15 protein-coding genes and 1 riboswitch are annotated in these 15,169 nt (G+C 34.1%); of the genes, 14 read left to right on the top strand and 1 reads right to left on the bottom strand.

Annotation, left to right across the window (positions count from 1 at the left end):
- The first annotated feature begins 238 nt into the window (after window positions 1-238).
- The 9 genes from rplM (at window position 239) to AB8S09_RS12710 (ending at window position 8,155) form a co-directional block, all read left to right on the top strand.
- Window positions 239-673, top strand: coding sequence for a 50S ribosomal protein L13 (gene rplM, locus AB8S09_RS12750; protein WP_294183386.1), 435 nt, complete (start codon window positions 239-241; stop codon window positions 671-673).
- Window positions 674-699: 26 nt separating this feature from the next.
- Window positions 700-1,092 carry a 30S ribosomal protein S9 gene (rpsI, locus tag AB8S09_RS12745; protein WP_294183384.1) on the top strand — a complete coding sequence of 131 codons (393 nt, stop codon included), beginning with the start codon at window positions 700-702 and terminating at the stop codon, window positions 1,090-1,092.
- Between the two features lie 162 nt (window positions 1,093-1,254).
- Window positions 1,255-1,965 (top strand): N-acetylmuramoyl-L-alanine amidase CwlD, encoded by a 711-nt coding sequence (gene cwlD, locus AB8S09_RS12740; RefSeq protein ID WP_294183382.1) that lies wholly within the window; start codon window positions 1,255-1,257, stop codon window positions 1,963-1,965.
- Window positions 1,966-2,104: 139 nt separating this feature from the next.
- Window positions 2,105-3,082, top strand: a complete 978-nt coding sequence (locus AB8S09_RS12735; RefSeq protein WP_294183380.1) for a GntR family transcriptional regulator — start codon at window positions 2,105-2,107, stop codon at window positions 3,080-3,082.
- A gap of 120 nt (window positions 3,083-3,202) precedes the next feature.
- The gene (locus AB8S09_RS12730; RefSeq protein WP_294183378.1) at window positions 3,203-3,895 is read left to right on the top strand and encodes a tetratricopeptide repeat protein; all 693 of its coding nucleotides are present in this window, start codon (window positions 3,203-3,205) and stop codon (window positions 3,893-3,895) included.
- 19 nt (window positions 3,896-3,914) lie between these two features.
- On the top strand, window positions 3,915-5,531 hold the full coding sequence (gene ptsP / locus AB8S09_RS12725) for a phosphoenolpyruvate--protein phosphotransferase (protein ID WP_294183377.1): 1,617 nt from the start codon (window positions 3,915-3,917) through the stop codon (window positions 5,529-5,531).
- 38 nt (window positions 5,532-5,569) lie between these two features.
- Window positions 5,570-6,760 carry a tetratricopeptide repeat protein gene (locus AB8S09_RS12720; RefSeq protein ID WP_294183375.1) on the top strand — a complete coding sequence of 397 codons (1,191 nt, stop codon included), beginning with the start codon at window positions 5,570-5,572 and terminating at the stop codon, window positions 6,758-6,760.
- Between the two features lie 125 nt (window positions 6,761-6,885).
- Window positions 6,886-7,203 carry a thioredoxin gene (gene trxA, locus AB8S09_RS12715; RefSeq protein ID WP_294183373.1) on the top strand — a complete coding sequence of 106 codons (318 nt, stop codon included), beginning with the start codon at window positions 6,886-6,888 and terminating at the stop codon, window positions 7,201-7,203.
- A gap of 91 nt (window positions 7,204-7,294) precedes the next feature.
- A complete protein-coding gene (locus tag AB8S09_RS12710; protein WP_294183372.1) occupies window positions 7,295-8,155 on the top strand; it encodes an NAD(P)/FAD-dependent oxidoreductase in 861 nt (286 codons plus the stop codon).
- Window positions 8,156-8,194: 39 nt separating this feature from the next.
- Here the strand turns inward: AB8S09_RS12710 and AB8S09_RS12705 are convergent, their stop codons facing one another.
- Window positions 8,195-8,719 carry a cell wall hydrolase gene (locus AB8S09_RS12705; RefSeq protein WP_294183370.1) on the bottom strand — a complete coding sequence of 175 codons (525 nt, stop codon included), beginning with the start codon at window positions 8,717-8,719 and terminating at the stop codon, window positions 8,195-8,197.
- 3 nt (window positions 8,720-8,722) lie between these two features.
- Window positions 8,723-8,850, bottom strand: a riboswitch (cyclic di-AMP (ydaO/yuaA leader).
- Between the two features lie 169 nt (window positions 8,851-9,019).
- On the opposite strand from AB8S09_RS12705, the gene cdaA reads away from it, so the two are divergent.
- From cdaA to buk (AB8S09_RS12680), 5 genes are all read left to right on the top strand, one after another.
- Window positions 9,020-9,883, top strand: a complete 864-nt coding sequence (gene cdaA, locus AB8S09_RS12700) for a diadenylate cyclase CdaA (RefSeq protein ID WP_369869275.1) — start codon at window positions 9,020-9,022, stop codon at window positions 9,881-9,883.
- Window positions 9,850-11,097 carry a CdaR family protein gene (locus AB8S09_RS12695; RefSeq protein WP_369869274.1) on the top strand — a complete coding sequence of 416 codons (1,248 nt, stop codon included), beginning with the start codon at window positions 9,850-9,852 and terminating at the stop codon, window positions 11,095-11,097. Before cdaA ends, AB8S09_RS12695 begins: the two co-directional genes overlap by 34 nt.
- Window positions 11,087-12,682: an NAD(P)/FAD-dependent oxidoreductase gene (locus tag AB8S09_RS12690; protein ID WP_294183364.1), complete on the top strand. Its 1,596-nt coding sequence runs from the start codon at window positions 11,087-11,089 to the stop codon at window positions 12,680-12,682. Before AB8S09_RS12695 ends, AB8S09_RS12690 begins: the two co-directional genes overlap by 11 nt.
- An 83-nt stretch (window positions 12,683-12,765) precedes the next feature.
- Window positions 12,766-13,851 (top strand): butyrate kinase, encoded by a 1,086-nt coding sequence (buk, locus tag AB8S09_RS12685; protein ID WP_294183362.1) that lies wholly within the window; start codon window positions 12,766-12,768, stop codon window positions 13,849-13,851.
- Between the two features lie 73 nt (window positions 13,852-13,924).
- The gene (gene buk / locus AB8S09_RS12680) at window positions 13,925-14,992 is read left to right on the top strand and encodes a butyrate kinase (RefSeq protein WP_369869273.1); all 1,068 of its coding nucleotides are present in this window, start codon (window positions 13,925-13,927) and stop codon (window positions 14,990-14,992) included.
- The last annotated feature ends 177 nt before the right edge of the window (window positions 14,993-15,169 follow it).

Below are 15,169 nucleotides of genomic sequence, written 5' to 3'. Positions count from 1 at the left end.
ATAATCAAATGCGGTATACTAAGACATTATCACAATTAAATCATACTTTGCCTTGAAAAGGTATTTTATTGATTGACACGCCAGGAACGTTGTATTATAATATAAATGTTTGTATCGATTATAAAAGATCCACTAGCCCCGGATCTTTCCATAGAGAAATGTATATTGAAATTATTGAAAATTATAGGAATTAATTTTAAGAAAGGAGTTGAATACCGTTAGATTTTAACGGGAAAGCATGAAATCATATATAGCAAAACCCCAGGAAATTGAAAGAAAATGGTATGTTGTTGATGCTGCGGGAAAACCGCTTGGAAGAGTAGCAAGCCAGGTTGCATCTATATTGAGAGGCAAAAATAAGCCTATATTCACGCCACATGTGGATACAGGAGATTTTGTAATAGTAATAAATTCTGAGAAGGTAGTTTTAACTGGTAAAAAATTAGATCAGAAGATGTTGAGGCATCACTCACTATATCCGGGCGGATTAAAGGAAACACCGTATAGAGATGCCTTGGCAAAAAAGCCTGAATTTGTATTTCATGAAGCTGTTAGAAGAATGCTTCCAAAGGGAGTACTTGGAAAACAGATGCTGAAAAAATTGAAAGTTTACAAAGGTTCTGAACACAACCATGCAGCACAGAAACCAGAAGCACTGGAATTGAAATATTAGCTAAAAGACTGAAAGGAGGATAATAAATGGCTAAAGTTCAATATTATGGAACGGGAAGAAGAAAAGAATCAGTGGCAAGAGTTAGACTTGTGCCTGGAGAAGGTAAAGTTATTATAAATAAAAGAAGTATAGAAGATTATTTTGGATTGGATAGTTTAAAGGTCATAGTTAATCAGCCTCTTGAGTTGACTTCAACTTCCGGCAAATTTGATGTACTTGTAAATGTACATGGCGGAGGATTTACTGGTCAGGCTGGAGCTATAAGACATGGTATATCCAGGGCGCTGCTGAAAACAGACGGAAATTTTAGAGCGGAACTTAAAAAAGCTGGATTTCTAACGAGAGATCCCAGAATGAAAGAAAGAAAGAAGTATGGCCTCAAAAAAGCCAGAAGGGCTCCACAGTTTTCAAAGAGATAATAAAATCATATTTAAGCTTCTACATATAGAGGGTTTGTATACTTTTGATTGTAGGAGCTTTTAATTTTTAATGAATTTGATTAATATTTCTCATATATGTAGGTAAAAATATATATGGTAAAGCTCTTAGATTATTATATGTACAAGGAGTGATATATTGGTATGGAAGGAAAAAAAATCGGATTTACCATATTATTAATATTATTATTTACATTTGGTTTTAATGTTTTCTATACTGCAAAAGCTTTCGGGAATGATGGTGCAGGCAATATTAAGTGTGGGAAAAAAAGTATAATTCTCCTGGATCCGGGACATGGAGGCATGGACAGTGGTGCTGTGTCAAAGGATGGTATAATGGAGAAGGAGATAAATTTAAAAATAGGTAATAAACTTAAGGACAAATTGTCAAAAAAGGGTTATGAAGTATTTATGACCAGAGATGGGGATAATGGCCTTTATACTAAAGAGGGCAGAACGAGGAAAAAGAAAATTGAGGATTTAAATAACAGATGTAAATTGAAAGAAAGTACTAAATGTAATATGTTTATAAGTATACATTTAAACATGTTTCCCCAGTCCAAATACCATGGAGCACAGGTGTGGTATTCAAAAAATGAAAACAGTAAAAGGCTGGCAAATATACTTCAAAATAATTTAATCAATGACCTGGATAAGAACAATAATAGAAAGGAAAAGGCTGCATTAAATTCGTATAAGGTGCTCAGATGCAGGGACAATGTGCCTTCTGTATTAGTAGAATGTGGTTTTTTGTCTAACACTGAGGAAAAAAATAAATTGACAAGTAATGACTACCAAGACAAAATAGCGGAATCTATAGCTAAATCTGTTGATGACTATTATCTTTCCAATTGAAGAGGAGTGTACACTTTTGTTAATTTATAATATTCTGAATATTATAAATTAATGTAAGATCATTTATTGATTTTTACTTTACATTATGGTATTCTTGAGTTAAAGTAATATATCAAACCATTAATTTAATGATTTTGAGGTGATTACTATAGACATTAGAATAGATAAGGGCAGTGAAATACCTCTGTATTTTCAAGTTAAAAAAGAAATAATGAATTTGATAAATAGAGGTAAATTAAAAGTAGGTGAAAGGATGCCTACTGAAAGGGAACTGTCTGAAAACCTTAAAGTAAGTAGAAATACTGTTAGTACTGCCTATGATGAATTGGAACAAGAAGGAGTGTTAAAATCTTATCAGGGAAGAGGGACTTTTGTGGCGGAAGAAGCTAATCCATGGAAAGTCCAAAATATAAGACAAAAAATAATGAAATTCATTGATCTTGGATTCGAAGAAGCAATAGAATCGGGAATGGATGCCAACGAATTTCTGGAAATTGTTATTCAGAGGGTAAGAGAAAAGAAAAAATTAATGAGTAAAATAACAGCTGTGTATGTGGAATGTAATATTGAGCAATCCAGAATGTTTAGTAAACAGATTATGGAAAGCACCAATATGAACGTAATTCCCTTTACTCTTGATGACATAAGAGATATAACTGATTCTACGAGAGAGATTATAGAAAGAAGTCAGGTTATAATAGCAACGTTCAATCATGTCAATGAAGTTGTTAAATTGACTAAAAAATTTAAAAAAGAAATAATAGGTGTAGCTATAAATGTAAATTTGGAAACCATAGTTAAGATTGCCAGATATCCCAAAGATACTAGATTTGCATTTATATGTATTTCAAATGAATTTATGTTTAAAGCAAGGGCTGCGTTGGAGAAGGCTGGCCTTGGAAATATAAATATTCAATTTACCAATTCTACAGATGAACGGAAAATTACAAAGACTATAGATGATGTAGATGTTATTATAGTATCGCCGGGAAGGTATAAAGATGTACAGTCGCATAATGTAAACAATAAATATGTAATGAAATTTTTGTATAGTCTTGATGATAATTCAGTCAAAGAGTTGAAGTCAAAGATAATTGATCTTAAGTACCAAAAATAAGGACAGGTATATTTGGAAATTGGATAGAAGAGAACTTCTGCCTGTTGAGGTAAAATAATAAGTGTTCCGGATGATAGTTGATCTGAAATACTTATTTGTATTTTTAGGAGGAAAGTGTGTATGGCTTTTAAAAATAGAAGGGGCATAAGTACAAAATTATTTGGGAAAATTCCCTTGAAGATCAAAATAGTAATATTTTGTATTTTATGTATTTTTGCAGTGACTTTAATTGTGAAAACTTCATATTTGAATAATAAGTATAAAACTGCATCGGGAAATTCACATGGAAGTACTGCTAAGAGTACTGTGATAAAAAATAACCGCTCTGATAAATTGGAAAGCGAGTATAAAATTGCGCAAAATTTCTTTAGCAATAAAGAATATTCTAAAACCATAGACAAGGCAAATGAGATCATAAGTCAGGACGATAAATATTATAAAGCTTATAATATTAAGGGAATTGCACTCTGTTACAGCAGTAATTACGAAGAGGGGATGAAAAATATAGATGAAGCCCTTAAACTCAATCCCGATTTTGGCTATGCGCGATTTAATAAGGCACTTGCCTATGAGCTTTATGGTAAATATGACGAAGCACTTTATTGGTATGATAAAGATCTGGAAATAGAGAAATATGTCTGGAGTTATTATGGTAAAGCCAGTATATATGGAAGGCGGGAAGATGTTTCAAATACTGTAAAATTTCTTAAAATGGCTGTGGATATATCTCCTGATATCAAGAGTATAGCCAGAGACGAGAAAGATTTTGATCCAGTGAAAAATTCCAGGGAATTTCAAGAGGTAATTAAGTGATACAATAGGAGAGAAATTTATGAAAAAAGGTATATCTGCTTCTAAAGGTTATGCAATAGGCACTGTTTTTATAAAAGAGGAAAACAGGGTAAATGTAGAAAAAAGGTATGTAAGAGATATTGATAGAGAAGAGAGAAGATTTCAAAGAGCTTTGGATTTATCTATAAAACAGCTTCAGAGAATAAAGGTAAAATCTGAAAGAGAAATTGGGAAAGACGAGGCAGAGGTATTTGAAAGCCATATTATGCTTTTGAAAGATGAAGAATTTGTGGGAACTGTAAGAGTGAAGATAGAGACAGGGCATATAAATGCGGAAGCAGCTCTTTATGAAGTGATAGAATCCTATATGAAAATTTTTAATTCAATGGAAGATGAGTATATGAAGGAGAGGGGTATTGATGTAAAAGATGTTGGAAACAGAGTGTTTTCAAACCTTACAGGTTGGAACTTTTCTCTAAACAGAATTAAAAATGATAAAGTTGTTATAGTTGCCCATGATTTAACACCTTCGGATACTGTACAACTTGATAAAAGCAAGGTATCGGCAGTTGTTACAGATGTTGGCGGCAGGACTTCGCACAGCGCTATTATGGCTAGGACTCTTGAAATACCAGCTGTAGTGGGTACTATGGATATGACGGATTCTGTTAAAAATGGAGATCTTGTAATTGTTGACGGCTTTGATGGCAGTGTTATAATCAATCCTGATGAAGATGTGGTGAAGAAATATAGGATTAAAATGAAAAACTATAACAGAGAGGTGGAAAAACTCAAATTTTTCATAGATGTAGAAACTGTTACAAAATCAGGTAAGAAGATAAAAGTTCTTGCCAATATAGGAAAGCCACAAGATGTAGAACAGGTGCTGAAAAACGGTGGTGATGGAATAGGGCTTTTTAGGACAGAATTTCTGTACATGAACAGGGGAAATATGCCCTCAGAAGAAGAGCAGTTTCAAGCTTACAAATATGTGGTGGAAAAGATGAAAAATAAGCCTGTGGTTATAAGAACCTTGGATATAGGTGGTGATAAAAAACTTTCTTATCTGTTAATGCCTGAAGAGATGAATCCTTTTTTGGGGTATAGAGCTATAAGACTCTGCCTTGACAGAGAGGATATATTTAAGCCTCAGTTGAGAGCCATACTCAGGGCGTCGGCCTTTGGAAATTTAAAAATGATGTTTCCCATGATAAGTTCTGTCAAAGAATTTTTACAAGCTAAAAATATCTTGAGACAATGTATGGCAGAACTCGAAAACGAGGGAATAGATTTTAATAGAGATCTGGAAACTGGAATAATGGTGGAAATACCGGCCGCAGCATTGGAAGCAGAGGAACTGTCTAAATATGTTGATTTTTTCAGTATTGGGACCAATGATTTGATACAATATACCCTGGCAGCAGATAGGACAAATGAAAAAGTGTCTTATTTATATGATCCGATGAATCCTGCTGTGTTAAAACTTATAAAAAACACTATAAAATCTGCTCATGAAAAGGGGAAAACCTGTGCGATGTGCGGAGAAATGGCGGGAGATGAAAATTCCATACCTGTTTTAGTAAGATATGGATTGGATGAATTCTCCATGAGTGCCTCCTCTATTTTGAAAGCAAAGCAGGTTATAATGAAATGTTGATTTTTAAAATTATGATGGAAGAGTGGTATATTAAGTAGATGAATAGGTCTCAAAAAATATATAATAGAGCTTTGGATAAATATAATGGCGGACATATAGAATCCGCAATAAAGCTGTGTGATAAGAGTATATCTTTAAATGCGAAAAATAGAGCAGCTATTAATTTAAAAGGGCTTTTGCTGTATTTAAAAGGTGATTTGTGGGGCTCTAGAAAAATTTGGAACATGAATTATAAATCTAACAATGATATAATATCCAAAAAATATATTGATGGCTCAAAAGATGATGAAATAAGATTTAGATTGTATGGAAGATCTTTAATGCTGATTAAGGAATTGAGAATAAATGAAGCATTAAAATTGCTGCAGAGGTGTGCTGAAAGTGATTTTAATTATATTGAGGTAAATAATTGCAGTGCCTTGTGTTATATAAAAAAAGGCGAATACCAAAAGGCATTGAAAAAGATAGATAATGTATTTAAAGTGGATGCAGATAATTTTAAGGCTAAAAAAAATATAAAATTACTTGAGGATGTAGATGTAGTAAAAAAAAGGTTTGATATAAAAAGAATAATAGTCATTTTTTTATTTGTGACGTGTATGATATTGTTATTATTGGTAGGAATTCATAGAGGAATTATAAATTTCAAAAACTATTCTGGAAATAAAAAATATGAGGTAAAAGTGAGAAAGGATCATAATATCCTTAAAAAGGATGTTTTTGCAAGAGAAGATGTGGAAAAATATATACAGGCAAAAGATTATGATTCCATGTATTTTCAGTTCGACAAGTGGAAAAATAAAAAATTAAGTGCAGAGGATAAAAGACTTTTATCGACAGTTCATCAAATTTTGAATGGTGAAGGCTGCCTGTATTTTTATAATTTGGGCAGTAAATATCTGGATAATGGTGATTATGACAATGCCATTTCTTATTTCAAGAAATCTTATGAAGTGGGGAATAAAAGTGATCTGTACCCACATATAACTTATTTTCTTGCGAGATCTGTTGATTTGTCGGGAGATCACAGCAGCGCCCTGAAGTATTATTCTCAATATGATAAAAGTTTCCCCCAGGGAAATTATGAAGAATCAGTTTTATATAGACTTGCTGTTTTATATAGAGGAATGAATTCAGACATATCTAAAAGTTATGCTAAAAAACTACTGGACAGATATCCCGGATCCATTTACAATAATTCTATAATAGATAGTATATTACATAGTTAAGTTTAAACTTAATCAAGTACTAAAATTGTTATCTAAAGATGTGATGCTGATATTTTGATTGCTGATCATCAGATAAAATATATAATTAAGGAAAATATTTCTATAAAGTACAAGGAGGAAAAATAATGATAAAAGAAATAAAGGATTCTGATTTTTCTAATTCAGTTAAGGATTCAGTTACTCCTGTAGTCGTTGATTTTTGGGCTTCTTGGTGCGGACCTTGTAAAATGCTGTCGCCTGTAATGGAGGAAGTTTCAAACGAGATGCAGGGGAAGGCAAAATTTTTGAAATTGAATGTGGATGAAAACCCGGTTACTGCAGCACAATTTAAAATTTCCAGTATTCCAACTGTCATGGTATTTAAAGATGGAAATGTGGTAGACAAATTTGTTGGATTTAGGCCTAAAAATTCTATAAGGGACATTTTGGAAAAACACGTTTGAATATAAATAATTCTTGGAGTTTATACATGTTAAAATGACAAATTGACTTGGTTGATTTGTCATTTTAAATATAAACTGGGAGGTGGTAAAAGTGAATTTCAGATATGACATTGCTATAGTAGGCAGTGGTCCGGCCGGGCTTTCTGCGGCAGTTAATGCTAAAATAAGGAATAAAAGTATTATTGTGTTTGGCAAAAAAGAGCTTAGCAATAAATTGATAAAGGCTCCTAAAATTAAAAATTATCTTGGACTGCCGGATATAACTGGAGTACAGTTGAAAGAGAAGTTTGAAGAACACATAAAATCTATGGGTATAAATATAACCCCTGAGAATATAAATGAGATATATGCCATGGGAGAATATTTTGGCCTTATGGTAAATAAGAAGATGTATGAGGCAAAGACGATAATATTAGCTACTGGTATTGAATACACAAAGCCTTTGAAGGGAGAAGAGAAATTTTTAGGCAGAGGGGTGGGATATTGTGCCACTTGTGATGCCCCTTTATATAGAGGGAAAATAGTAACCGTTATAGGATATAACAGGGAGGCTGAGAGAGAAGCTAATTATGTAAACGAGTTAGTCGGAAAGGTATATTATATACCTATGTACAAAGGTATATTAGAATTAGATAAAGATATAGAAACAATACGGGATAATGTCGTAGAAATATATGGCAATGGTAAAGTTGAAAAAGTTATTTTAGGAAATGGCGAGATAACTACAGATGGGGTATTTGTACTGAAGGACAGTATTTCACCTTCTCAGCTTGTCCCTGGAATTGTAGTGGAAGATAATCATGTAAAAGTAGATGTAGATATGAATACAAATATACCAGGATGTTTTGCAGCGGGAGATTGCGTGGGGAAACCATATCAATATATGAAAGCTGTGGGTCAGGGACAGACAGCTGCATTAAATGCTGTTCTATACCTTGATAAAGTGAATTGAGAAACTGGGCTGCCATAAAATTTATAGCAGCCCAGTTTCTCAATTCACTACGAAAAACACATGATTTCCTATAGACTTGACGTTTTTTTTACGTATATTTTTCATCCATTGAGATGTGGCAATTTTAGGGTTATAAAAGAAAATAGATTTACCAGTTGGATCCACTCCTCTTAATGCCTGAGAAACTGCATTATAACTTTCTTTATTTGCTGTTACATCTATACTTCCATTTTTGACACAGGAAAAAGCCCCCCTTTGTGTTACGACCCCCTTTACCGTCTTTGGAAATTCAGGGTACTGTAATCTATTTAGTATTACAGAGGCAACTGCTACTTTACCCTCGAAAGGTTCGCAGTTGCTTTCAGCATAAACCACTTTAGCCATTAAATCCACATCTTCTCTTGTTATATATATTTTTTGGTCAGAGCAGTTAAATACTTGCACTACCTCTTCCTGTTCGTTGAATAAATTGGAGTTTGTATTGCTGATAGTGCGGGAACTTACATTTTGAGACGGTATAAAAAGCATCAAAAAGAGAATAATAAAATAAAAAAATCTTTTCAAACGAAATCATCTCCTTATTACCGACGGGGTTAGCTGACGGGTTCGGTAAAGGCATAACCTACGTAATTACGATTCACCCCAATGTTATTGGTTTCCCCGTGTTCTTATTTAAACTTAGGTCAATGATATTGTACCCATTAATTAAAATAAAATACATTTTATTAAAAATTTTTAAAATGTTTTAAAGTACTGATATAAACAATATTAAATAGTGTATAATTATTAAGAGATACCTTTAACTGAACGTTATCAGGAGGTTAACTAAAACTTTATTTTTGAATCTAACAATCACTTAATAGGATGGTGGAACGGGTGGAATTACTGCAGATAATTATAAATTCCGTTAAGAATATAAGCTTGTGGTCTATTGTGGATATATCAGTGGTATCATATATACTTTATAAAGTTTATATGCTTATAAAGGAAACTAGGGCAGAGCAGCTTTTAAAAGGAATCATACTTATATTATTTCTCATACCAATAAGCAGCTTTTTCCATTTGGTAATGCTTAATTGGATACTTACAAAAACACTGGCTATAGGCGTTCTTTCTTTTGTTATCATATTCCAGCCTGAAATTCGTCGTGCACTTGAGCACTTAGGGAGGACGGCCTTTAATGATAGACATGTATTGCAGGACGAAGAGGTAATGGAAAAAGTCATAACAGAGGTTGTAAATTCCGTGGATAATTTGTCAAAGAGTAAAACAGGGGCGCTCATTGTAATTGAGCAGGTTACAGGACTTGAAGATGTAATAAACACGGGAACTAAATTGGATGCCCTGGTATCTTCGGCTCTTTTGGAGAATATATTTGTGGTAAATACACCGCTGCATGACGGGGCAGCTATAATAAGAAATGACAGGATAGTTTCGGCAGGGTGCTTTTTACCTCTTACAAATAATAATGATTTGAATAAAAAGTTAGGTACAAGACATAGAGCTGCCATTGGCATATCGGAAAATTCTGATGCATTGATTATAGTGGTTTCTGAAGAAACAGGGACTATTTCTTTTGCTATCAATGGTAAACTGATGAGAAATTATACTAAAGATAGATTGAAAAAAGTCCTTATTGCTATAATAAAGAGAAGGTTTCAGAAGAAATCTACCTTGAGGGAGAAGGTGATTGAGTGGAAGAAAAAAATGGGAAAAACCAAATCCTGATAAAGGTATGCTGTGTTATTGCTGCATTTATTTTGTGGTTATATATATTTAACGTGGAAAATCCCATGACAGAAAGAAAAATTGTCGTGCCTGTAACTATAGTTAATAAAAATGTACTTGCTCAATCAAAGCTTGTTCAGATAGGAAATGAACAACCTAATGTGTCTCTTATAATAAAAGGGAATGCTTCCGATGTATATTCAGTAAAGCCCAATGACTTTAAATTAAATTCCGATCTGAGTTCCTATGTTATGAAAAAAGGAGAGAATAATATACCGGTAACTGTGAAGAAAAGTCCCAATAATATAAGTATAGTAAATAATCAAAATTTGTGGATAAAAATACAGCTTGATGAACTGAGAAAGAAAATTGTACCTGTAAAAGTCATACTTACAGGAAAACCTAGGGGAGGATATTATGCTTTGCATCCTGTTTTGGAGACGGAAAAAGCAGAGATAAGCGGTACTCAGGAATCAGTAGGAGCAGTTAAATATGCTGCAGCTGTTTGTGACTTAAAGTATGCTCAAAGCAATATGAATACAACGGCTTCACTTCAACCCCAAGATACATTTGGAAATTTGGTGAAGGGTGTCGATGTAAATCCTGCTATTGTCAAAGTCACCGTGCCTGTTGGCAAAATAAAGACCGTTCCAGTGAATGTTAAGTTTCAAAATGGTTCTATAGGTACTTCTGAAGCTGGTTTAATTACTGCTGTACCTCAAAAGATAGATATATCTGGAAGTGATGATGTAATAAGCGGTGTAAATGGGATAGACACGGAACCTGTTGATTTAAGCAAGATAAGTGGCAGGGAAAACATGCAGGTTAGATTGGTAGTACCTAGAGGAGTGGTATTGGTCAATAACAGCGGAACAGTGCAATTAAAATTTAATTCAAATACAGATGAAACCAGTGGAGGATCTCAGAAACAATTGAATTTAAATATAAATGTCAAAAATCTGAATAATAATTATACTGCAAAATTGAGCAGTGGAACTGTGTCAATAGTAGTTTCCGGCACTGACAGTGCTATAAATAATATAAATGAAAATAGTATAAGCTGCTTTGTAGATGCGGGTTCGATGAAAGAGGGAGTTCAATCCGCCAATGTAGTGGTATCTTTACCTGAGGGATTGAAGTTGGTATCTCAAAACCCGCAGAGTGTAAATGTAGAGGTAAACAAGAAAACATGGGAGGGTCAGAATGGCTATTAGGATAAATAATTTAGTTATAGGTATAGATGAAAATTTGGAAAAATTAAAAGGCAAAGCTGCAAAAAGACTCGGGATAAGTAAAGGCGATATTAAAAAATTTAGAATACTGAAAAGATCGATAGACGCCAGAAGGAAAAACAGTATAAGATTCAATTATACTGTAGAGGTATTGTCTCCTGCGGAGGAAAAATTGAAATTGGAATCAACGGATAATGATGTAAAAATACAGGAGAACACCACAAAAGAGAAAATTATTCCAGGAAAAGAAAAGATGAATTCAAGACCTATAATTGTTGGAATGGGGCCTGCAGGTATGTTCGCAGGTCTTGTTTTAGCTAAAAACGGGTATAGGCCTCTTGTAATAGAGAGAGGAGAAAAAATTGAAGATAGGACAAAAACTGTAGAGCAATTCTGGGATACCGGAAAATTAAATCTAGAATCCAATGTGCAATTTGGTGAAGGGGGTGCAGGAACTTTTTCCGATGGTAAATTAACTACTAGAATAAAAGATAAAAGGTGTAATTTTGTATTGGATACATTTCTAAAATATGGAGCCCCAGAGGAAATTGCTTATGATGGTAAGCCTCATATAGGAACTGACAATTTAAAAATTGTAGTTAAAAACATAAGGAATAGAATAGTGGAATTAGGTGGGAAAATATTATTTAATAGTAAATTGCAAGATTTGATAATAGAAAATAGAGAGTTGAAAAGTTTGATTGTAAATGGAGATGAAATTCCATGCAGCAATTTGATACTTGCCATTGGACATAGTTCCAGGGACACTTATGAAATGCTTTTTAAGAGGAAAGTGTTTATGGAACCCAAGGCATTTGCCGTGGGTGTTAGAGTTGAACATTTGCAGCATATGATAGATGTAAGGCAGTATGGAAAATTTGCAGGACATCCTAAATTGGGGCATGCAGATTATAGGCTTACATATAGGGATAGAAATGGCAGGGGAGTTTACAGCTTTTGTATGTGTCCCGGTGGAAAAGTTGTAGCTGCGGCTTCAGAAGAGGGAGAACTTGTGACTAATGGAATGAGTTATTACAGCAGAAATCTTGATAATGCAAATTCGGCTGTAGTGGTAACGGTAGGAGGAGATGATTTTCAGGGCAATTCTCCTTTAAAGGGTATGGAGTTTCAAAGGCATTATGAAAAATTGGCATATAAATTAGGTGGGGGAGGTTATACTGCCCCTGTTCAACTTATAAGGGATTTTCTAAAAGAAGAGGTTTCCACGAAGCTCGGAAAAGTAAAGCCCACTTACAGGCCAGGGTATGAATTTAGAGATTTGAAGGTATGTCTTCCTCCTGAAGTTGTCGGTGGATTACAGGAAGGGTTCACTAATTTTGAGAAGAAAATAAAAGGATATGCAAAGGGAGATGGGATAATAACAGGTATTGAAACCCGGACTTCAGCACCCGTTAGAATTCCTCGGAGAGACAATTTAGAGAGTATATCTGTAAGAGGATTATACCCCTGTGGTGAGGGTGCAGGATATGCAGGAGGAATAATATCTGCTGCAGTTGATGGAATGAAAGCGGCGGAAAATATAATTGAAAAATATAAACCTTTCTGAATAGTAATACTATAAAGCTTTATTTTTAATATATATCTGATAAAATAAAAGTGTTGGGAATTATATTTTAGGGAGGTTATTGTATGGATAATGTTATATTAGTAATTAATCCTGGTTCTACGTCAACTAAAATAGCGTTGTTTGAAAATGAAAAATGCAAAATTTCAGACAACGTGCTGCATGATGTAGATAAGATAAAAAGTTTTAAAAATGTATATGATCAAAAAGAAATGCGTACTGAAGTTGTGTTAAATTGGCTTAAATCAAATAGTATAGCATTAAACAGTTTGTCTGCAGTGGTTGGCAGAGGAGGGCTGCTTAGATCTATACCCGGAGGGACTTATAAAGTTACGGAAAAGATGCTGGAAGATTTAAAAATAGGTTACCAGGCACAGCATGCCTCCAACTTAGGGGGAATTATTGCGAATATAATAGCACAAAAAGCTGGTGTTCAGGCATTTATAGTGGATCCTGTAGCTGTAGACGAGATAGATGATATTGCAAGGATATCCGGCATACCGCAGATTGTGAGGAAATCTCTTGTTCATGCATTGAATACTAAAGCTGTTTGCAGAAAGGTGTGCCGTGAATTTCATAAAGATTTTGAAAATAGTTCTTTTGTAGTCGCACATATAGGCGGGGGCATATCCATATCCCCTGTTAAAGATGGAAGAATAATTGACACAAATAATGCAAGCGAGGAAGGCCCTTTTTCGCCTGAAAGGACAGGAACTCTGCCCTGCGGGGATCTAGTAGAATTAGCTTTTAGCGGCAGATACAGCCATAAAGAATTAAGAAAAAAGATAGTAGGAGGTGGAGGACTTGTAGCATATCTTGGAACCAATAATGGCAAAAAAATAGCCGATAGGATTGAAAAAGGGGACGGAAAGGCAAAGTTTATACTTGAGGCAATGGCATATCAGATTGCTAAGGAAATAGGGGCCATGTCGATAGATCTTAATGGGAAGGTAGATGCAGTGATATTAACTGGTGGAATGGCTTATAGTAAAGTTCTTGTGGACTTTATAAAAAATATGGTATCTTTTATTGCCCCTGTTGAGGTAATACCAGGTGAGCTGGAAATGCTGGCTTTGGCCCAGGGTGTGTTACGGGTACTTCAGGGTAAGGAAAAGGTAAAAATCTATGATGAAGAGGTATCTTTTGTATAGCTATATTGGAGATAATTCTGATAAAAGTAGTAAATATAATTTTGGAGGAGATAAAGTTTGGAGGAGATAAAGTATGGAATACAGAGTTTTAGTGATTGCCCCGGGTTCTACATCAACTAAGGTATACGTTTGCAAAGATGGGGAAAAAATAATAGAGGAAACTATAACGTATTCATCAACTTGTACAAGTAAATACAGTAAAATTTATGATCAGTTCCAGTTCAGAAAAGAAGATGTGCTGAGGGTATTGAGAGAAAAAAATTTTGATTTGAATACTTTGGATGCAATTGTTGGACGGGGAGGCCTTTTAGATCTTGCAAAAGATGAAATTTATAGAGTAAACGAACTCATGATAAATAATTTAAAGTCGGGAATACAGGGAGAACATGCTTCAAATTTGGGGGCAATAATAGCCTATAGTATAGCAAATCCTTTAAAAATACCTGCATTTACAGTAAATTCGGTTACTATAGATGAGCTGCAGGATATAGCAAGGATATCAGGTATGCCTGAAATAATCAGAAAAAGCAGATTTCATGCTTTGGGCCAGAAGTCGGCAGCAAAACGATATGCTGAAAGCATAGGAAAAGATTATGCAGATTTAAATTTAATAGTTGCGTATCTAGGCGGTGGAGTTTCAGTAGGGGCACATAAAAGAGGAAAGGTCATAGATGTAAATAATGCACTAGATGGAGATGGGCCATTTGCAACGGAGAGAGCCGGTGGACTGCCGGTGGGTGATTTAGTAAATCTCTGTTATAGTGGTAAGTACAGCCATCAAGAAATCAAGAAAATGATAACTGGAGAGGGAGGAATAACGGCATATTTAGGGACAAGCGATTTTAGAAAATTGGAGATGAAAGTCAATAATGGAAATAAAAATGCTAAAGATGTATTTGATGCTTTTATACTTCAGGTGTCGAAGGAAGTAGGGAGATGTGCAGCAGTTCTCTCAGGAGACGTGAATGCTGTAATTTTAACAGGAGGTATAGCTTATAGTGAAAAAGCGGTAGATGAGGTAAAGAAAAGAGTATCTTTTATTGCACCTGTAATTTGTCTTCCTGGGGAATATGAGCTGTTGGAACTGGCGGATGCGGGATTGAGAGCATTGAAGGGAGAAGAAATTAAAGAATATAGATAATTAATTAAAAAATTTAAAAATTTGTGATATAATATATTTAAGAAGATATATAAAGAATCATCTAAATTTTAAATTGATAGTAATTATTCATATTATATATAATTATCAGATATTTTCAATACCGTGTTTACAAATGAGAAAACATGAAAACTGAATGTTTTACCACATGCAACCGTT

Origin of the sequence: Clostridium lapidicellarium, assembly GCF_041224415.1 — a bacterium.
GTDB classification, from domain to species: domain Bacteria; phylum Bacillota; class Clostridia; order Clostridiales; family Clostridiaceae; genus Clostridium_B; species Clostridium_B lapidicellarium.
Note: the sequence above shows the minus strand (reverse complement) of the source record. Positions and strands in the feature narration are given on the sequence as shown.

Excerpts from the sequence above, each read along its gene's own strand:
- AB8S09_RS12690 (WP_294183364.1), top strand. The coding sequence starts at position 11,087 with ATGGCTATTAGGATAAATAATTTAGTTATAGGTATAGATGAAAATTTG.
- cdaA (WP_369869275.1), top strand. The coding sequence starts at position 9,020 with ATGGTGGAACGGGTGGAATTACTGCAGATAATTATAAATTCCGTTAAG.
- AB8S09_RS12730 (WP_294183378.1), top strand. The coding sequence starts at position 3,203 with ATGGCTTTTAAAAATAGAAGGGGCATAAGTACAAAATTATTTGGGAAA.
- trxA (WP_294183373.1), top strand. The coding sequence starts at position 6,886 with ATGATAAAAGAAATAAAGGATTCTGATTTTTCTAATTCAGTTAAGGAT.
- buk (WP_294183362.1), top strand. The coding sequence starts at position 12,766 with ATGGATAATGTTATATTAGTAATTAATCCTGGTTCTACGTCAACTAAA.
- buk (WP_369869273.1), top strand. The coding sequence starts at position 13,925 with ATGGAATACAGAGTTTTAGTGATTGCCCCGGGTTCTACATCAACTAAG.
- rpsI (WP_294183384.1), top strand. The coding sequence starts at position 700 with ATGGCTAAAGTTCAATATTATGGAACGGGAAGAAGAAAAGAATCAGTG.
- cwlD (WP_294183382.1), top strand. The coding sequence starts at position 1,255 with ATGGAAGGAAAAAAAATCGGATTTACCATATTATTAATATTATTATTT.
- ptsP (WP_294183377.1), top strand. The coding sequence starts at position 3,915 with ATGAAAAAAGGTATATCTGCTTCTAAAGGTTATGCAATAGGCACTGTT.
- AB8S09_RS12720 (WP_294183375.1), top strand. The coding sequence starts at position 5,570 with ATGAATAGGTCTCAAAAAATATATAATAGAGCTTTGGATAAATATAAT.
- rplM (WP_294183386.1), top strand. The coding sequence starts at position 239 with ATGAAATCATATATAGCAAAACCCCAGGAAATTGAAAGAAAATGGTAT.